The 19,187-nt window shown below is 37.1% G+C and carries 19 protein-coding genes and 5 pseudogenes; 6 read left to right on the forward strand and 18 right to left on the reverse strand.

All coding sequences use genetic code 11. From position 1 onward, the window contains the following. The 3 genes from LEUFL_RS0104760 to LEUFL_RS0104775 form a co-directional block, all read right to left on the reverse strand. Complete coding sequence (locus tag LEUFL_RS0104760; RefSeq protein ID WP_010007840.1) at nucleotides 1-726, reverse strand: phage antirepressor KilAC domain-containing protein; 726 nt, start codon at nucleotides 724-726, stop codon at nucleotides 1-3. A gap of 167 nt (nucleotides 727-893) precedes the next feature. Further along, nucleotides 894-1,103 carry a hypothetical protein gene (locus LEUFL_RS0104765; protein ID WP_010007842.1) on the reverse strand — a complete coding sequence of 70 codons (210 nt, stop codon included), beginning with the start codon at nucleotides 1,101-1,103 and terminating at the stop codon, nucleotides 894-896. Nucleotides 1,104-1,310: 207 nt separating this feature from the next. Further along, nucleotides 1,311-1,526, reverse strand: a complete 216-nt coding sequence (locus LEUFL_RS0104775) for a helix-turn-helix domain-containing protein (protein WP_010007844.1) — start codon at nucleotides 1,524-1,526, stop codon at nucleotides 1,311-1,313. Between the two features lie 375 nt (nucleotides 1,527-1,901). On the opposite strand from LEUFL_RS0104775, the gene LEUFL_RS13615 reads away from it, so the two are divergent. The 4 genes from LEUFL_RS13615 (at nucleotide 1,902) to LEUFL_RS0104795 (ending at nucleotide 4,437) form a co-directional block, all read left to right on the forward strand. Next, a complete protein-coding gene (locus LEUFL_RS13615) occupies nucleotides 1,902-2,189 on the forward strand; it encodes a helix-turn-helix domain-containing protein (protein ID WP_506736941.1) in 288 nt (95 codons plus the stop codon). 21 nt (nucleotides 2,190-2,210) lie between these two features. Continuing rightward, entirely contained in the window at nucleotides 2,211-2,633 is a 423-nt protein-coding gene (locus LEUFL_RS09780; RefSeq protein WP_010007847.1) for an ImmA/IrrE family metallo-endopeptidase, read from the forward strand. Nucleotides 2,634-2,687: 54 nt separating this feature from the next. Then, on the forward strand, nucleotides 2,688-3,197 hold the full coding sequence (locus LEUFL_RS0104790; RefSeq protein ID WP_010007848.1) for an Ltp family lipoprotein: 510 nt from the start codon (nucleotides 2,688-2,690) through the stop codon (nucleotides 3,195-3,197). A 106-nt stretch (nucleotides 3,198-3,303) separates the two neighbouring features. Next, nucleotides 3,304-4,437: a tyrosine-type recombinase/integrase gene (locus tag LEUFL_RS0104795; RefSeq protein ID WP_029508657.1), complete on the forward strand. Its 1,134-nt coding sequence runs from the start codon at nucleotides 3,304-3,306 to the stop codon at nucleotides 4,435-4,437. A 102-nt stretch (nucleotides 4,438-4,539) separates the two neighbouring features. On the opposite strand, the gene LEUFL_RS12425 is transcribed toward LEUFL_RS0104795, so the two are convergent. From LEUFL_RS12425 to LEUFL_RS0104845, 11 genes and pseudogenes are all read right to left on the reverse strand, one after another. Further along, nucleotides 4,540-5,931 (reverse strand): DNA internalization-related competence protein ComEC/Rec2, encoded by a 1,392-nt coding sequence (locus LEUFL_RS12425; protein ID WP_158004499.1) that lies wholly within the window; start codon nucleotides 5,929-5,931, stop codon nucleotides 4,540-4,542. 14 nt (nucleotides 5,932-5,945) lie between these two features. Then, nucleotides 5,946-6,788: a ComEC/Rec2 family competence protein gene (locus tag LEUFL_RS12430; protein WP_141557411.1), complete on the reverse strand. Its 843-nt coding sequence runs from the start codon at nucleotides 6,786-6,788 to the stop codon at nucleotides 5,946-5,948. Further along, the gene (locus LEUFL_RS13520; protein WP_373419074.1) at nucleotides 6,778-6,870 is read right to left on the reverse strand and encodes a ComEA family DNA-binding protein; all 93 of its coding nucleotides are present in this window, start codon (nucleotides 6,868-6,870) and stop codon (nucleotides 6,778-6,780) included. The genes LEUFL_RS12430 and LEUFL_RS13520 overlap by 11 nt, the downstream gene beginning before the upstream one ends. Continuing rightward, nucleotides 6,828-7,337: an SLBB domain-containing protein gene (locus tag LEUFL_RS11520; protein WP_010007851.1), complete on the reverse strand. Its 510-nt coding sequence runs from the start codon at nucleotides 7,335-7,337 to the stop codon at nucleotides 6,828-6,830. The genes LEUFL_RS13520 and LEUFL_RS11520 overlap by 43 nt, the downstream gene beginning before the upstream one ends. A gap of 153 nt (nucleotides 7,338-7,490) precedes the next feature. Further along, nucleotides 7,491-8,582 (reverse strand): annotated as a pseudogene (locus LEUFL_RS11525) (SepM family pheromone-processing serine protease). After that, nucleotides 8,566-9,051: a pantetheine-phosphate adenylyltransferase gene (gene coaD / locus LEUFL_RS0104820; RefSeq protein WP_010007852.1), complete on the reverse strand. Its 486-nt coding sequence runs from the start codon at nucleotides 9,049-9,051 to the stop codon at nucleotides 8,566-8,568. The pseudogene LEUFL_RS11525 and the gene coaD overlap by 17 nt, the downstream one beginning before the upstream one ends. A 9-nt stretch (nucleotides 9,052-9,060) precedes the next feature. After that, nucleotides 9,061-9,614: pseudogene (rsmD, locus tag LEUFL_RS11530) on the reverse strand (16S rRNA (guanine(966)-N(2))-methyltransferase RsmD). Next, nucleotides 9,595-9,908 (reverse strand): annotated as a pseudogene (locus LEUFL_RS11535) (YlbG family protein). Before LEUFL_RS11535 ends, rsmD begins: the two co-directional pseudogenes overlap by 20 nt. Next, the gene (locus tag LEUFL_RS0104835; RefSeq protein WP_010007854.1) at nucleotides 9,905-11,134 is read right to left on the reverse strand and encodes an FtsW/RodA/SpoVE family cell cycle protein; all 1,230 of its coding nucleotides are present in this window, start codon (nucleotides 11,132-11,134) and stop codon (nucleotides 9,905-9,907) included. Before LEUFL_RS0104835 ends, LEUFL_RS11535 begins: the two are co-directional and overlap by 4 nt. A gap of 4 nt (nucleotides 11,135-11,138) precedes the next feature. Beyond that, on the reverse strand, nucleotides 11,139-12,215 hold the full coding sequence (gene pepA, locus LEUFL_RS0104840) for a glutamyl aminopeptidase (RefSeq protein WP_010007856.1): 1,077 nt from the start codon (nucleotides 12,213-12,215) through the stop codon (nucleotides 11,139-11,141). A gap of 29 nt (nucleotides 12,216-12,244) precedes the next feature. Beyond that, nucleotides 12,245-12,922: a 2,3-bisphosphoglycerate-dependent phosphoglycerate mutase gene (locus LEUFL_RS0104845; RefSeq protein WP_010007858.1), complete on the reverse strand. Its 678-nt coding sequence runs from the start codon at nucleotides 12,920-12,922 to the stop codon at nucleotides 12,245-12,247. 127 nt (nucleotides 12,923-13,049) lie between these two features. Here LEUFL_RS0104845 and LEUFL_RS11540 point away from each other — a divergent pair. Both LEUFL_RS11540 and LEUFL_RS11545 read left to right on the forward strand, forming a co-directional pair. Beyond that, nucleotides 13,050-14,410 (forward strand): annotated as a pseudogene (locus tag LEUFL_RS11540) (MATE family efflux transporter). Between the two features lie 147 nt (nucleotides 14,411-14,557). Next, a pseudogene (locus tag LEUFL_RS11545) lies at nucleotides 14,558-15,864 on the forward strand (NCS2 family permease). A 48-nt stretch (nucleotides 15,865-15,912) separates the two neighbouring features. Here the strand turns inward: LEUFL_RS11545 and LEUFL_RS0104860 are convergent. From LEUFL_RS0104860 to glnA, 4 genes are all read right to left on the reverse strand, one after another. Next, on the reverse strand, nucleotides 15,913-16,845 hold the full coding sequence (locus LEUFL_RS0104860) for a hypothetical protein (RefSeq protein ID WP_010007859.1): 933 nt from the start codon (nucleotides 16,843-16,845) through the stop codon (nucleotides 15,913-15,915). 1 nt (nucleotide 16,846) lies between these two features. After that, on the reverse strand, nucleotides 16,847-17,272 hold the full coding sequence (locus LEUFL_RS12435; RefSeq protein WP_010007860.1) for a hypothetical protein: 426 nt from the start codon (nucleotides 17,270-17,272) through the stop codon (nucleotides 16,847-16,849). A 134-nt stretch (nucleotides 17,273-17,406) separates the two neighbouring features. Next, nucleotides 17,407-17,700 carry a hypothetical protein gene (locus LEUFL_RS12440; protein ID WP_010007862.1) on the reverse strand — a complete coding sequence of 98 codons (294 nt, stop codon included), beginning with the start codon at nucleotides 17,698-17,700 and terminating at the stop codon, nucleotides 17,407-17,409. 137 nt (nucleotides 17,701-17,837) lie between these two features. After that, nucleotides 17,838-19,184, reverse strand: a complete 1,347-nt coding sequence (gene glnA, locus LEUFL_RS0104870) for a type I glutamate--ammonia ligase (RefSeq protein WP_010007864.1) — start codon at nucleotides 19,182-19,184, stop codon at nucleotides 17,838-17,840. Between the last annotated feature and the right edge of the window lie 3 nt (nucleotides 19,185-19,187).

Consider the following 19,187-nt stretch of genomic DNA (forward strand, 5'->3'; position numbering starts at 1 on the left):
TTAGCCCACCTTCTCTTTCAAGAACTTGTTGATGAAGTATTGTTGACCTTTACCCGTCACTTTTGGTGTCTTTGATACTGTGATGCTGCCATTACTTCGAGTGATTGATGTTTCGGTAATTTCAAATAATCTTAATTCCATACTTTTCTGCGTTGGCATATTATAGTCAGTGCCTTTGCGACGGATTAAGTAGCCATTATTACGTAACCAACTGAATAATCGTGTGGCACCAGTGTCGACACCGTTTTGTTTAAGTATTTTAGCTAATTCCCCTACCAATACACTTGTTTCGCTAGTCGCTACTGCATCGGCAAACAATGCCTTTGGTTTCATTTCGGCAATTAGCTTATCCCTATTCTCAAGCTTCATTTTGCTAATTTGTAACGCTCGAGCCATGATTTGATCTGGACTATTCCATGCTTTTTCCACTTGAATAAAGTACATACGGACTTGCTTACCTTTTTCAGTACCAGACATTAAAGCAATTTGTTTTGCAGCGTCTACCGTTAACGAGTAATCCTGTAAATATTGAACATTTCCATTACCACCTTTAACGGGTGTACCTCCAAGTACACCTGTAAAATCTGCACCATCAATTAATTGGTCACTGTTTTGTGTAAACCAGGCACTAAAACGTTTCTTCACTCCTAATGCTTGGTATAACTCTCGAGCACTCACTTGTGCCTCACCTTGTTCGTTTTGATTAATTTTGATAACTTCTTGCATTTTGTTTTCTCCTCTTATTTTTGATATAATCGGAGCTGTAAATCCTAATCTAGATTACAGCTTCCGCATCTAAACCTCGTCCGTTTAGGTGCTTTTTTGTTGCGATTAATACGTTGTTGTATGTTCGTCTAGCCATTGCTTAACGGCTTTCTTCGGATATACAATCCCTACGCTTCCTGTTTTTCATCAGGTATTTCAATGTGTGGTAGTTTGTGACGTATCTTTTCAAAATACGTTCTACCAATGCCAAGTTCTTCATAAGCTTTTTTATCACTATTCCAAACATAGGCAACGTCTTGTTCTTTTAACTTTTGAAGCTCGCCGACTGTTTCGTTCAACAGCCGGGACAATGCTTCAATCGTTTCATTTGTTTCCATATTTACACCTTGCTATCTTTTGTGGTTATTACAGCGCTATCCTTTAGTTACTGGCATTGCAGTGCCTAGTAAAAAAGGAAATAATAATATGAAACGCAATACATTCGATAAAAAATTTTATCTTTCTTCCGAAGGAGAAGGAGAAATATTCGAAGACGACTATATCCATACTCTTCAATATTTCAATGACCATAGTTGGAAAGTCGTTTATACATCTTCAATATTCAAAAGTTGACGTACCTTATTTCTAACTTCTCGCGATTGCTTGTTAACAGCGTATGTGTTGATAGCTAAACTCAATGTCGCTTCACTAACACCTATAGCTTTGGCCAAATCTCGCTGTGTCATCTCTCGATCGTAAAGCGCATCTTTGACACGCTTTTTAAATTCACGGGCAGCGTTAACAATCATTTGTTCTGTCATGGTGTCTCCTTCCTCTAAAACTTACTAAGTTTTGTATGATTACTTATAAGTTTTTATTTACAAGTCTGATAATTTAGACTATAATGACATAGTAAATACGCATAACAAATGTACTAAACGCCTTTATCCCTCCGCCAAGATAGATAATACGTAAGTGTTTTTGTTTTGCTTTTAGCTTACTAAGTAACTTACAAGAATTATTATAGTACAACTAGTTAGACTTGTAAACATATATTTCTAACTTATTAGACTTTTCTTGTACACATTTGGAGAAAAGATTATTATGACGCTACTTTCACGTACAAAAGATACCGCTAAAAAAGAGGATTATCTATAGAAAAACTAGCCAAACAAGTTGGTATATCAAAATCAGGTATCTACCAGTGGGATATTCACGAACCAAAACCTTCAACTATTCAAAAGGTAGCCGATGTCCTGAACGTCTCAACCGATTATCTTCTTGGTCGTACAGATGAAATGACTATGCCCCTAGAGAATAAAAATCACCCTTCTGATTTGGCTATTGATGATATCCTCTCATTTGATGGTGCTGAATTGTCTCCAGAATATGTAGCACAGTTACGTGCTTTTGCTCAGACAATGATTGATACTGGGCAATGGGAAATTGACGAAAACGGTAATCGTAAGCCTAGTAAGAAATAATCACCAGGAGACCTACTATGTATGCAGCATGAAGCATTACACGAACACTATTATGAAGAACTACAAGATTTAGCTAGAAGCAATGATATTTATGTTAGTAAAATATCTGGTCCATCTAGTGAACCAGATACAGCAACACCCTCTTTACGTTGGATAAATATCAATCCCAATTTTGATACAAATTACTCAATTCCGTTCAGATTAGCCCATGAGTTGGATCATGTTATCAATGCAGATCATGGTAACATTCAGATCTACAATTTCTCTCCCTTGGGTAAACGTAGCGAAGAACGACGTGCCAACCGAAATGCTATTATTAGATTACTGAATATGTATTTTCCAGATGGTGATTTTTTACCAGAGCGTTATTTAGAATTTATGCACGTATTTGGAATTGGCAGTTATTTAGAGCCCATTGTTTTATCAGAAATTGTTAAACGTTAAATAAAATAAGTAGTACGTGCCAAGCAACCACGTTAAAAGGCAAAGGAGTTTTTTATGAGTAAAAAGATTGTAGATGAGAACGGCAACACATATGTGCAAAAGAAGCCCATTTACAAACGTGTTTTGTTTTGGATTGTAGCGATTGTTATTATTGTAATGTTTGGTAGCATGGCCACTAAAAACATTTCCTCCAAAACAATATCTTCTTCACCATCAAAATCATCATCCAAAAGTAGTTCATCTTCCAAGCCAAAAGTTTCAGCAGAATTCAGTGCTGCCTTGGCAAAAGCAAAGACATACTCTGACACAATGAGTATGTCTAAACAAGGAATTTATGACCAACTCACATCTGAAGCCGGTGAAAAATTTCCTGCTGATGCTGCACAGTATGCCATTGATAATGTTAAAGCAGATTACAATAAAAATGCGTTAAATAAAGCAAAAACCTATCAAGAAAAAATGAGTATGTCAGTAGATTCAATTCATGATCAATTAGTGTCCGCTGCTGGTGAAAAATTCACTACTGCACAAGCTGACTATGCAATAGCAAATCTCAATAAATAATTAATGCCCTCTTTGGGCGTACATAGGCCACAAAGTCATGCCGTTAAACTGCCCTCTTTCTAAACACCTTGCTATCGACAAAAGTGGTTTAGAAAGGACAATTATTTTGAAATATACTTATAAAAAAGAACGCCGTGATCCCCAAATACAAAGTTATATGACTGATAAAGGGAAACGCTGGCGTATTAGATTTACTATTACTATTCGTGGTAAGCGTCATCAAGTAGAACGCCAAGGCATTACTTCGTTTGATATGGCGCGTTCTATGAAGCAGTCAATCATATCTGATCTTGAATCTGAAACTGGTTATACAACGCTTACTGTTGAGGAGTATTTTGAACAATATTGTGAAGAGAAACTAAACAATGGTTCTTGGCGTTATTCAACATATGCACGATCAAAATCAATGTTTAAAAAGCGTTTTTACCCTGATTGGGGCGACACGCTAATGATTGATGTTAGACGTGGTGATTATCAACGTTGGATAACTAAACTCATCAAAGACAAGAACTACGCTCACAATACTGCTTCTACATTTAGTCATATTGTTTCTAGTGTGTTTGCAGACGCATTAGTCAATGATGACATACCAAAAAATCCGATCCAGAAAATCAAAATATCAGGTACAAAACCACGTGATACTTCAATGACTAGATCGGAGTTTGAAAAAGTATTCAATTATATCAAGTTATCGCCAAGTTTATCCACTCAAGAACGAGCCATGGCAATGTTGGCTACTCTAGGACTACGCCATGAAGAGATAGACGGTATTAAGTTGAAATACGTTAAAGACAACATGATTGGTGTATTTGAAGTTCTTAATCTTCACGGAGAAGTAACAGAACCTAAAACACACTCATCTAAACGTTGGGTACCTATGACTCCTCTTGTAGAGGAATATGTTAATCAAGCTATTAAGGAAACTAAGAAAGTCTACGCCAAGAAAGGCAGAATCATGTCCCCTGATGACTTCATATTTGTAAGCCACTGGGGAAATCACGTTCGCTATACTCAATTAACCCAAGTGTTCCAAAGAATAAGTCAAGATACCGGTATTCATGTTTGGCCACATAAACTACGTCACGCATTTTCTACCATAGCCTTTGGAATAGAGGGAATAAATCCACGAGACATTGCCAATATTTTAGGACACTCAAAGTTGGACATGTCCATGTTCTATAACAACGGAACTGATGAAGGCAAACAGAATGTGATTACTAAGATCGGAAACATGTTCTAAAAGTTCCCAACTTTTTCCCAACCCTACCCAACATTTTAAAAGCATAAACGAATATTATAAATTTTAAAACGTTGGTATATTGCCTTTTAGGTTATCTTAAGCTCAAATCCGTGGAACATATGTTATCATACCATTTATCTGGGTATTATAAACGATTAATTTTTGTTGTTGCGCCAGATCTAAGGTTTCCTGATGGGGATGATGATATCGATTATTTCGGCCAGCTGATACTAAACCATATTGCGGGCACCATTGCTTTATTGCTTCACTACTAGTAGATGTCTTCGACCCATGATGTCCGAATTTTAGAATATCTAATTTTAAATTTGGATATTTTTGACATATTTTTTCTTCACCTGCTTTATCTAAATCTCCTGATGTCAAAAATCGTTTACCACCAAATTCACCGTATAAGGCGATACAATCTTCATTTTTACCATGCCCAGATTCAAAAGGATAAAGTACCTTTAAAGGCATATTCTGTTGCGTATCATTGTCCGTGGTTTCAATCACTTGTGTTCTCTGCTTAAGATACGGCTTTATTTTTTGAGCAAAAGCAGGTTGTTGCCGCATCCCTTTTGGTATAATCACACGATCTACTGCCATCTTTTGCAAGATAATATACGCATCACCAATATGATCTTGATCTTGATGCGTTAAAACTAATTGATTTACTTTAGAAATACCACGGCTGTGTAGATAATTAATGATAACCGTCTCTCCCTTTGGCCGTGAATACTTTAATCTTTGCCAATTTTCTTCACCAAAGTTCACTTTTCCGCCTGTATCAATCAGCGTAACATTCTGGTTGAATGGTAATCGAACTAATATCGCATCCCCTTGACCAATATCAAATAAACTGACTTCACCATGTAGAGGAAAGCGGACCCAAATGATACCTAAAATTAACGTTATCAACCAAGTCATGCGAGCAATGCGTGCGGTTGTTTTCTTATTGGTAAACGATAGCATAGCTAAAATGAGTAGCAACAGTACAAAAGGCCAAGCTAATTTACCAACCACACAATTAAGTGGTAACGATGCCACCGTGTCAATAATTGACGCAAATAAATGAATTAACTGGTTAACAAATGAAGTGATAAAAGGTATTTGCCACACGCCAACAAAAATACTAGGCACAATGATGATTTCAAACAATGGTATCGCCAAAAAATTAATCGGTATTTCCAACAAATGCCAGGTAAATTGCTGATGTGTAATTAATGGAAACATCACGATGCCCATTAATAAATTAGATTGCCAAAAAGATAAATGGCGAGAAAACAGTAAACAAAATGTCAATAAGAAAGATAATTGCCCGCCAAGGGTCAACAATAATTGTGGTGCCACTACTAAGCTAGCTAATAAACTAATTGCCCAAATACTAGTCGCTGATAAATTAAAGCCTTTATATCCTAACGATAATAAAGCTAATTCTCCTGCGACAACAGCGCGTACTAATATTGCTGGTGCACCAACAAATATATAAAACATAATTAAAATCATCATTAAAAAATAACAGCGTATTCTTTAATCATACGTAGCCGTCGTGCTAAACTCATCAAAGTTGTAATAATATAACTGACCTGAAAGCCAGAAACACTAAATAAATGAATTAGCCCCAAAGTCGAAATACCTGGATTATCGCTATATAAAGATTTCGGTGTTGTACCTAATAACAATGCTTGAGCATAGTTAGCTAATGGCTGTGGTAATTGTGCTACTTGTCCCAAAGCTCTTGCATGCCATTGTCTTAAATTATCGATCAAAAAATTCGGCTTAAAATTATCATCTGATTGTTTGGAATATGACCACTGTTGAACCGTCGCTTGATGTACTATTTTTTGCGTTTTATAAAATTTCTGAGCATCAAATTGGTTAAAATTAGTGGCTGGCGGTATTACTGTTTGCTTAACATTAGCGTGAAAATATAAGGTGCTGGTATTCGTTTCTAGCCACTGCTTTTCTTTTTGTGTTGGGACTTTCCAGTATAGTTTCACCTTTTCATGATGCCTTAAATATGCAACTGCTTTTAAGTTATCGCCATCAACCTCAATATCATCCGCAAACATATATCCAGTAACATAACTATCCGGTTGCATTTTATTTATCTGTTCAAGCTGATGATTATCATAAATAAAATAGCTTAAAAAAGGTAAAGTAATCATGGTAATCACAAGTAATAATTTAAAGGATTTTAACTTCAACAAAATACCAACCATCAATAGAAATAATGTTATCGTCACACTATTACACTGATACACAAGGCCACTTACTGTGGCTACAATTAAACTAGTTAATAAAAGTATTCTTTGGTGCATTAGATTGAAAGCATATCCTTTATTTTTCAAAGCGTTTATCACCAATTCCGGATACTTTTTTAATATCTTCTATCTGCTTAAAGCCGTTGTTTTCAGTACGATAGGCAATAATTTGTTCTGCCTTTTTTGACCAATACCATCTAATTTTTGTAGTTCTTCAACTGTTGCTGTATTAAGATTAATTGTTGTCGCGGTTGATGAGCTGGCGACACTTTGTTGCTGAGATTGATAAATATCAGGCGTTTTTTCATCCTTGCTTGGTATATAAACGACTTGCCCATCCGCTACTTTTTGCGCCAGGTTAATGTGTAATTGGTCTGCACTTTTATTGAATCCACCTGCAAGTTGCACAATTTGCTCAATTCGGGCCGAGTCGGATACTTTATACACACCTGGATGATTAACGGCACCTTTAACATCTACAATAATTTTATGATCGACGTGATTTCCTCCGTGAACTGCTTCTCCTGATTGACCAGATTGATTAATTTTGGAACTTTTATCAATACTGCTTAGTGTACTAGTTGGTGATGTTGGGTTCGTAACACCACTATAAAAATATATGCCAATTAAACTCATTAAAAAATAATTAGGGTTACAGAAACCATCACTATTTTCTTATGAGTCATGATAAATTGTTTGATTTGATCCCACTGATTCATATAACGTACGCCTCTGCTATATATTACGTACGCAATAAAAAAACTTGTATTGAATACAAGTTTTTAATGATTATTGAACTTTATCAGTTGTTTGAATAACTTTGCCTGTTTTCAAATAATTCAGTGCGTCTTGGAAGGTTTCAACAGGTACAACTTTCATATTTGGTGCATACTTTTTAGCAGTATCACGCGCCAACATATAATTTGTTTTATGCTGCTCCTCTAACTTTAATAGCGCACGACTAGGTTTAATATATGGTGCAAAAAATACCTTTGAACCGGCTGCATTAGCTGCAATAACTTTCTTATCAATACCACCAATTTCGCCTACATAACCCTCTGAAGAAATTGTACCTGAGCCGGAAATATTACGGCCTTTTCTCAAATTTTGATTCGTTAATTGATCATATATTTGTAATGAAAACATCAAGCCCCCCGAAGGACCACCGATTTGGCCAGCGTCAACCTTAACACTTGGCACTGTTTTAATCGATACATTATCAGTCAAGACAATACCGATGCCCGTACGACCATTAGGAAATTCTTTCGTCTTAGTACCAGGTAATTTCATGGTCTTTCCAGATGTGTTGCCTAGTTTATTATTTCTTTGATAGGTAACCGTAACCTTTTTGTTTTTATCCTTATTCGCCAAATATTTAATAAAACCATCTGAATTAGTATAGTGATGACCATCAATTGCGGTAATTGTATCACCAATGCGAATACGATTCTTAAAATTAGATGTTTTCGAAACACTTAATACATAGATACCACGATACGTTGCTTTGATTGTTTTATGCGCTTGCTTAAAGGCAACAATTTGAGCATTAGCAATCGCACTTTACATATAAAAATTTTGTACTTTGTCAAAATTTTCGGTACTTTCACCACCCGTGATATCTGACGCTTTTTCAAAACTTTCATGTGGACTAATTTTTGATTTCAAATAACTAAAACCATTGGCTTCTGAAAGATACACAGAGGTAATACGATAAGCCCCTCTCTGCGTATCTTGCTTATTATCAATGCGTACAAATTGTGATAAATCATCCGCACCACCCGGTGATTCGATGTATCCATTGACTGGCCAAAATCCACCAACTAGCACACATGTTACAAGGCTAGCCAAAATAATGGCGATAACTTTACTCTTTTTTCTCATGGAAACGCTCCTGTAAAGCTTTGTTAATATTATCTGGCACTAAATGATCGATGTTAGCACCAAACTTTGCAACTTCTTTTAAAATTGATGACGAGATATTTTGATTAACAGGTTTTGCCATGAGCAAAATCGTTTCGATACCTGCTAACTGCCGATTCATTTCGGCAATATCACGCTCATATTCATAATCAGTTGCATTACGTAAACCACGAACTAAATACTCAGCATTAATTTCCGCCATAAAATCAACCGTTAACCCAGACATTAATGACACACTCACATTATCAAACTGTGTAGTTGCGCCCTCAATCAATTGTAATTTTTCTGTAGCTGAAAATAACGCTTTTTTAGATGTATTCGTTCCCACACCAATAACCACTTCATCAAATAATTTACTAGCACGTGCAATAATATCTAAATGCCCGTTCGTTAGTGGATCAAAACTACCTGGGAATAGTGCCTTTGCCATGAATTAATTTCACCTTTCAACCTGGTATATTGTCACGATCGTAATACCATAGTGCTTTTGTTGAATAATCGAAAAATGTTCTGTTGCGTCTGGTAGATTAGCAGCGTCGTCACTTTCAGCGACAATAATAGCATGATTTTGTAATAAATCATGCGCATATAAATATGCCATATCATCAGCAATGGTTTCTTTAGCATATGGTGGATCCAAAAAACCATATCAAACTTAATTTGTTGTGCCGTTAACTTTTGTAATGCAGCCTGTGCGGGTGCCTTCAAAATTGTAAATTGGTTCTCAGCATGTGTCTTCTGAACATTTTGCTCAATCACTTTAATCGCTTGAAATTGACGATCAACCAACGTAGCATGTGTCATGCCTCGTGAAACGGCTTCCAATCCTAACCCACCAGTACCAGCATAAAGATCGAGCGCTTGCCCATCATCTAAGTATGGCATGAGCATGCTAAACATGGCCTCTTTTACTTTGTCTGTTGTTGGTCTTGTCTTGCTACCATTAACTGCTTCGAGGCGTGTACCACGAAATTTACCGGCTATTATGCGCATAATGCTGTGACTCGCTTTCTTGTTCATCATAACTTTCAAAGAAAATATCATCATGAACATTATCAAAATCTGGATCAATATCTGGACGAGGTGAGGTTGTCACCTTTTTAACAAATTTATAGCTCATAATATGACTAATCTTTTTATCTAATTCATCATCATCAACATACAATGCTACAAGCGCCATTTTTTTAGATATATAGACAATGCGACCAAATTTTTTAATTGTTGAGCATGACGAATATTTTTTAAATATATATATAATGCGCGTCGGGGCTGAATTTTAAATGTCATAATCGCTCCTTTCTAGCAATAATATCATCTCGATGTGCGCGTACTAATTTCTTTTGATGAGCCGCAATATTAAGACTCATTCCTACTCCAGCGCTCATCACGATATAGGAAGATCCACCTCCAGATATAAATGGGAAAACAACACCAGTTATTGGCAGTAGGCCAATAACACCGCCCAAATTAACAAATGTCTGCATAAACAATAAGGTTGCAATACCAAACATCATGAGACGATGATACTGTTGAGATGCTCTAATACCAATTAAAATGATACGCACAATTAATATTAGCATTAATACTAATACTGCAATAGTCGCAATTGCACCCATCTCTTCACCAAAGATAGCCATAATAAAATCCGTATTGGATTCAGGCAAATAGGGCTTAATTAACGAATTACCCAATCCGACACCAAATAATCCACCGTGTGCAATCGCATAGTAACCATATAACAATTGTCGACTGGCATCTGGATTTTCCCAAGGATTAACAAAGTTAATCAATCGTGACACTGCATAGTGTTGACTCGTATTATTAAAATAACTTGCTGGCACCACTAATTTAATTAATGTAGGAAGAATAGCAAAACCAAGTGAAAATAACGCAACAACTGTCGCACCCCATAAACGTGAAATCCCTGAAGCAAGCAATATCACTAATAATATCATTAATGTAATCATTGCATTACCATTATCCGGCATAAAAATAACCAAGACTAAAGCTGCTGCAGGCCATCTCCATGCGCTAAATTGGATAATCTGCTGAGATCTAATGCGCAATCGCTCATTCCAAGGATTTTTTGATAAATAATCTGCAAAATAAAGAATTAATGCTAACTTTAAAAATTCTGCTGGTTGAATTGTAATTAATCCAAAGTTCATCCAGCCATGCGCCCCATTAACGGGTGGAAACGCAAAGCGTGCTAAAAGAAGCGAAACGATAATTATCCAGAGTATACGCTCTAAAATTTTCTTACCACGTAGAACATTTAAATTCATGTGGAAAAAGAAAAAGGCGCCCATACAACCAATCACAACGAAAATGAGCTGCTTAATAAAATTGATAATCGCACTACTTTGGCTAGCTGAGAATACCATTACGATACCTAAAGCACTCAAAACAGCAAAGGGCACCAGTATCCAATAATCTAATTTTTGTAACTTTTTTAAACACAAGTTTATATAACCCGCTACGAACAATTCAACTTTTCTGGGTTGTCTTGCCAAGTAGCTATCCTTCCATAATCGTTTTAAGTGTGCTGGCGTCAAGCTGTTGCGCAATCGCTACTACCAACGCTTTTGCCGCTTCAAAATCTTTAATCGACCATACAGTCTGGTGTGTATGAATATAGCGAGAAGCCACTCCTAAGGCCACGCTAGGTATTCCAGTTAATTCACTTTGCGCAGCGGCAGCATCTGTTCCACCCTTAGACACAAAATATTGGTACGGAATATGATAATCAGATGCAATATCTAATAAGAACTCTTTTAATCTCACAGGCATAATCACACTAGGATCAAAAACACGAATTAATGTGCCTTGATCAAGAACACCTTGAGTACCTTGAGCACTTCTTGTATCATCGGCTGCACTTGAATCAATAGCAAAGAATATATCTGGTTTCATTAAATTAACCGCGCCATGTGCTCCCCGCAAGCCAACCTCTTCTTGAACATCAGCACCCATAATTAAAGTATTTGGTGTTACTTCATTTTTTAGCGTCTCAAGCGCTTCTAAAACCGTCACGACACCGAAACGATTATCCCAAGCCTTGCTCATTACACGTTTTTGATTAGCTGTCATAACGGTTTCAACTTTTGGCACAATAAAATCACCCACACGGACACCAAAAGCATCTGCTTCTTTATTATCCATAAAGCCCGCATCAAATAAAATATTATCGATAGTCGGTACGCCGGACTGATTTGCATTGCCTCGTAATAAATGAGGCGAAACAGAGCTTGATACAATAGGATACGCACCTGATCGCGTAAATAATGTAAAACGTTGTGAACTAACGACTGTTGGATTCCACCCACCAATTGGCGTGACTTGTAATGCACCACTCGGTAGAATTTGCGTTACAATGAAACCGACCTCATCTAAGTGCGCAGCAAACATTACGCGAGGTGCTTTGGGATTATCATGATGTTTGACACCAAAGATACCACCTAAGCCTTCACTTTTTATGTCATCAACTAATGGTGCTAAATCTTGCTTAAATTGTTGCCGTACCATAAATTCCTGGCCAGATGTACCTTGTAATTCAGTATATTTTTTAATACGTTGCCATGTTTTATTGTTCATATCACACCTACTTGAATGATGCCTAGTCCCTACGACATTAAATAATGTCGCTCACTCATCTGAAAATCATCGTCAAAGTAATAAGCAATGGGTTCGCCATTACCAATTTCAAGGCCATCGATATCTTCATCACGAATTTCTTCTAATAATTTAATTAAGGCACGCAACGTCGAACCATGCGCAACCACCAGTTGATTTTTACCATCTCTTAATGCTGGTGCAATCACGTCTTGCCAATAAGGTAATAGGCGCGCACTTGCCATTGAAAGGCTTTCACCTAATGGTTCTTCAATATGGCGATATCGGCGTTCATGTATTAAATCATCTGTTGATAACAAAGGGGGAATTGCCGTATAACTTCTACGCCATAACGCAACCTGAGATTTGCCATAAAATTCACGTGCATCATCTTTATTTTTCCCGCGTAACGCGCCATAATGCCGTTCATTCAAACGCCAGGACTTATTAACAGGTAACCATAACTGATGAATATCTTCTAATATAACGTTACTTGTACTAATCGCACGCTTTAATAAAGACGTATGTACCCCATCAAATAAAATACCTGCATGCTGTAATGTTAGGCCAACTTGATGTGCTTGTTGGTACCCTTTGGGTGTCAACGGTACATCACTCCAACCCGTAAACTCATTATCACGGTTAGCTGTTGACTCACCATGCCGTACAATTACAAGTGTTGCTGCCATATTCCAACTCCTTTTTGATGGTTATTCCTATTATAGCAATAATTTTTGACAAATTAAGCAAACAAACTAGGCAATCGTTTCTTTTCGTTTACAATGATTCTCGGACTATTTTTGGGAGAATACACATATGCAAGATTTAACACGTGGCAATGCCGCAAAACAAATACTCTTCTTTACCATACCTTTAGTGATTGGTAATTTATTTCAACAACTTTATAATTTTTCAGACACATTAATCGTTGGACAAACCTTAGGTGTTAAAGCACTTGCCGCTGTCGGTTCAACAGGTTCAATCATGTTCTTAGTCATCGGCTTTGTACAAGGTTTTACTGCGGGTCTTTCCATTATTACGGCGCAACGTTTTGGTGCACAAGATTTACCAGAAGTTAAAAAAGCATGGCAAGTACACTAATAGTTTCAGCTATCGGAACCGTTGTTGTGACTACTGTCAGCTTAATAGCAGTCTATCCACTACTCAAAATCATGCAAACACCCGATGACATATTTAATAACGCGTTAACATTCATCGGTATTATTTTAGCCGGCCTTTTCTCGACTATGGCTTATAACGTTACAGCCAATGTTATGCGAGCCGTTGGTGATTCTCGCTCACCACTTATTTATCTTATTATTAGTATGTTTGTCAATGTTGGGTTAGAATTGCTCTTCATTCTTGTCTTCAAATGGGGTGTCGCTGGTGCTGCATTGGCCACTGTCATTGCCCAGACATTATCTGCTGTTCTTAGCTTTTGGCATATTTATCGTTTCATACCTATGTTGCAAATTAGAAAGTCCGATTTAAAATGGGACTTCCAAGATATCAAAGTGCATCTCAACGCGGCGTTACCAATGGGATTTCAAAGTTCAATTGTAGCCATTGGTGCCTTGGTACTACAAGGTGCGTTAAACACATTAGGTACCGATGCCGTAGCGGCAACAACAGCTGCTCAACGCATTGACCAAGTTGCAACATTACCATTAATGTCGTTTGGTATTACAATGGCAACTTTCGTTGCTCAAAACTATGGTGCTCAGCAGTACCAACGCATACTTGACGGTGTTAAACAATCATTAATCATGACCATTAGTTTAGCCATTATCCTAGGTGCCTTAGAGATCACATTTGGTCATTTCCTTGTTGCATTATTTGTCGGTCGTGGTCAACATGCTGTCTTAAACTTAGCGCAACAATACTTCTGGGCAAACGGTACGTTCTACTTCTTCTTATCCGCCCTCTTCATTATTCGCTATGTCCTACAAGGGTTAAACGATGCCAAAACACCAACATATGCAGGTGTAGCTGAACTTGTTATGCGTGCGATCACTGCAATTGTGTTGGTCGGACCATTCGGATTCTTTGGTGCTAGTTTAGCAAATGTCTTAGCATGGGTTGGTTCTCTTGCAGTGATGATTCCTTCTTATCTTAAAATAGTTAATAGTTTAAGAACCAAAATATCTTATCAAAAAACGAACAATCAAGAATTATAATTCGTCTTTAAACCGTTTTCAATACATCACAATCGTAGTTATCTAACAAATAGTACGTTTTCATCACGTAATATGATTTAATTTCGTTTAAATGACTGCTAAACTTAAATACGTACACAGTGTGTAACTATCTTTTGGGAGGCAATCATGGAGTCGATTGCAAATTATTTTAAATTAGATGAACTTCAAACCAATATTAAGACTGAACTCGTGGCCGGTATTACGACTTTCGTTTCGATGGCTTATATTTTGTTTGTTAATCCATCAGTTCTAGGCGCTGCCGGAATGGATCAAGGTGCTGTATTCACAGCCACAGCCATTGCAGCAGCAATTGCCACTATTTTCATGGGTATTGTCGCTAAGTACCCGATTGCTATTGCGCCTGGTTTGGGCGTTAATGCATTTTTCTCCTACTCTGTTGTGATTGGTATGGGTGTTAAATGGCAAACAGCGATGGCCGGTGTTTTAGTGGCTGCCATTATCTTCTTGATTTTAACATTATTTAAAATTCGAGAAAAATTATTAACATTATTCCACAAAATTTGAAATTAGCTATTGCTGCCGGAATTGGATTATTTATTGCCTTCATCGGTTTGCATGAAGCTGGATTGATTGTTGCCAACAAAGATACAATGGTGAGCTTAGGGCATTTAACTACCCCAACCGCGTTGTTATCAATCTTTGGTATTATTATTACTTTCATCTTAATGAGCCGTCGTACACCAGCAGCTATTTTCATTGGTATGGTAGTAACAGCTATTGTTGGTATTATTTTCGGCCTAATTAAATTACCCAGTGCTTTAATTTCTCCGGCACCATCTCTAGCACCAACATTCGGTCAGTCACTGTTGCATATTGGCGATATTAATTCCGTTCAATTGTTTATTGTTGTTCTAACTTTCTTGCTAGTTACTTTCTTTGATACAGCTGGTACAATGATTGGCTTAGCTACTCAAGCTGGATTCATGAAGAATAATGAAATGCCCCGTGCGGGTAAGGCCTTAATGGCCGATGCTGTTGGTATGACCGCTGGTGCTATTTTAGGTACATCACCTACCTCTGCATATGTTGAATCTTCATCTGGTATTGCTGTAGGTGGCCGTTCTGGATTAACAAGTGTTTTCACTGGTATCTTCTTCATTTTCGCCTTGATGTTTTCACCATTATTAACTGTCGTAACGTCACAAGTCACTGCCCCAGCTTTGGTTGTTGTGGGGGTATTGATGGCACAAAATCTTCGTCAAATTGATTGGAATGATCTTGCAGTTGCCGCTCCTGCATTCCTTATTGTCATTGGTATGCCATTAACTTATTCAATTTCTGATGGTATTGCACTTGGTTTTATTCTTTATCCCATTACTATGATTGCAACTGGTCGTGGTAAAAAAGTTCATCCATTGATGTATGTATTAGCTGTCATTTTCATTATTTTCCTCGTCATTATTGCACATTAAATAGCATAAAAATAACGCCGCTACTCAAGATAAGTAGTGGCGTTATTTTTATACTGTTGTAAATACTTCACGATGATCATTAATACCAACTTGATTTTGCCAGTCATTATACCATTTTCCCAAAAATGGGAATACTTGTATCAGTGTAAAAAAAGTTGTGTCTGGTGTTAAATGTGTTAAATCATAATACCAATGTGAGTGCCCTTCTTGATCACGTTCATGAATAATGGAAAGTCTACCATCTTCAAAATCGATATAAGCCCCCTCATTTTGATCATCCGATAATAGTCGTAAAACAAATCCAGAATGTGCAGCCTGTATAAATAAGCTATCAAATACTTCTGTTGTGAGATCTAACTGACGCATTTCTAAGCGTTCGGCGTTATTGACATTCAAATAATGAATATCAGTATCATACCCAAGTTGCTCGAGTTGATGGCCGATTAAAAATAAATGCTGCTGAAATTGTAGTAGTGTCTTCACACCAGCAAGCTGCGCTGCGTTAGATTGCATTAACATCGCTAATTCCGTCGTATCAATATAAAATCGCTTCTGATAAATATCCCAATAGGCTACACGTAAATTATATGTATCTTCTTCTAAATAGAATCCACCAGCTGCCAATGGTGCTTTAACGAAACGAAATTCTGCATTGGACCATTCTTTAAAATGTAATATCGTTGTTTTTTGTCCTTGTGGCATTAACACATTAATATCCAAAGTTGACGTACTCTTCATCAATTGCGCAAAAACCACACTCACCCAGTGCGTCGTTGCATACCAGAAGCGATTGTCCATTCGTAACATTTCGGATTCGTGGCTGTCAAAAGATAGAATACCTTCCAACATGCCTAAAGATTCTGTGACATTGGTCGATTGAGAGAGTGCTGTAATATATTCACTAAAACGCGAAAATACCTTTAAATCTTTGCGCAATTGTTGTGCATATTCTTTTGTATTAAAATAATTGAGCTGTGACATGTTACTTCTCTTTACCTAATAAATTTGCAATATAAGCACGATAAATATCATGCAAAGTTTGTTCAAAGGTAGCATAATCTGTAAACTTTTCAAGCACGACTTTTAATTCTAAATCAAGCAAGGTACTTTCTTTTTCTAATTCTAATAGTTCATGTTGGTGCTCTTTTAATTTTTCTTCAACTGCTGGTACACGTTTCTCAGATGCAAGCAATAATTGGCGTTTCTTTTGTAGCTCATCACGCGTTTTTTGATCCGCACGATTCACAAAGAAACCTTTTTTATCCTCATGCAATTGTTCAATTTGATCGTCGATGACCCTGATTTCTAACTGTCGTTTCGTAGCATCATCCAAAAACTCTGACAGTCCAACCATGATCTTATTAATTTCATCAATATCGGTATCATAAATTGACTGATCGTGTTCCAATTGACTCGTACGCCGTAATTTATCAATTGCTTCTTCATTTAAATCAAAGCGAACATTAATAATATCTAAAACACCAATTTGCCGATGATTCCACCAATCTCCGATAAAAACACTATATGTTACTAATTCAGCATCTAAGGGATACAGCTCAAAAAAGGATAATAACTTTTAATATAAGCCAGTAAATCCGGCGCTAAAAATTGTGCAATACTAGCGCGATTATCTTGTAATAAAAACGCTAAATTCTCCTGCGCGTCATCAGCTTGATCAGATTGTGTTACGTCATCATATCTTTGCTTATCTAATAAGCGATACAATGGTGCCAACTTTTCATTTTGAATAGCCTGCTGTACCTGACTCAAATAATCTATTTTTATACTCAACTGACCCTGTAATGCTTTTGATACCATTTGATGTGTTTCGTTCACTGCGAAGACCTCCACAACTGAGAAATTAAGTTTAGCATACGATATTTTTACGATAATTCATAGGCTATTAATGTATTTTTATTTTATTTTATCAAAAATAAAAAGCCAACCGCTTAAGTTGACTTCTTGTCTTTATTTTAATAATTTTCAAGATAAGTATCTGTTTCCCACTGTGTAACGAATTGACGGTAAGCAGCATACTCGATCTTTTTAGCTTCAGCAAACTTATCAATAATATGTTCACCGACAGCTGCACGAATCACTTTGTCATTTGACATTTCGCGAACCGCTGCTAACAATGTATCTGGCAAATCTGTAATACCAGCCTTTTCTCTTTCAACTTCATCCATCAAATAGATGTTCTTGTCAACTGAGGCACGTGGTTCCAAATCATTGTCAATACCATCTAGACCAGCTGCTAGAATAGCTGCTAATGATGAGTAAGGATTGGCGGTTGGATCAACCGAGCGCAATTCCAATCGTGTTGAATTACCACGAGAAGCTGGTACACGAACCATTGGTGAACGGTTAGATGCTGACCAGGCAACATATACTGGTGCCTCAAATCCTGGTGTTAAGCGCTTGTATGAGTTAACAGTTGGATTAGTCAATGCTGTAAAGGCAGTGGCATGCTTCAAAACACCGCCTAAGAAATTATAAGCCGTTTGAGATAGGCCCATTTCATCATCTGTATCTAAGAAAGCATTGCCATCCTTAGTGAACAAAGACATGTTAATATGCATACCTGAACCGTTAATACCAGCTACCGGCTTAGGCATGAATGTTGCGTAATAACCATGCTTACGTGCAATCGTCTTCACAACAAGCTTGAACGTTTGGATATTATCAGCTGCTTCTAAGGCATTAGCATACTTAAAGTCAACTTCATGTTGTCCTTCAGCCACTTCGTGGTGCGCTGCTTCCACTTCAAAGCCCATGTCTTCAAGCGTTAATACGATGTCACGACGAACATTTTCACCCAAATCCAACGGTGCCAAATCAAAGTAACCACCCTTATCATTTAGCTTCTGTGTGATTTTGCCATTGTCATCTAATTTAAATAGGAAAAATTCTGGCTCAGTTCCGATGTTAAATGATGTGAAGCCCTCATCTTTAGCTTTTTCTAACAAACGGCGCAAAGCATAACGTGGGTCACCGGCGAATGGCTGACGATCTGAAGTGTAGATATCTGCAATTAAGCGTGCCACTTTACCACCATGAGAATCAGTTTCCCAAGGGAAAATCATAAATGTGGATAGATCAGGGTACAAATACATATCAGATTCGTTAATTCGCACAAATCCTTCGATAGATGACCCATCAAACATCATGTTGTTATCCAACACTTTATCCAACTGTGAAATAGGTACTTCAACGTTTTTAACTGCACCTAGAACATCTGTAAATGTTACACGAATGAATTCCACATTTTCATCTAAAACGATTTGCTTGATTTCTTCTTTGGTAAATGACTTACGTGCCATACT

The sequence above is a fragment of the Leuconostoc fallax KCTC 3537 genome (genome assembly GCF_000165675.1).
GTDB lineage: Bacteria > Bacillota > Bacilli > Lactobacillales > Lactobacillaceae > Leuconostoc_B > Leuconostoc_B fallax.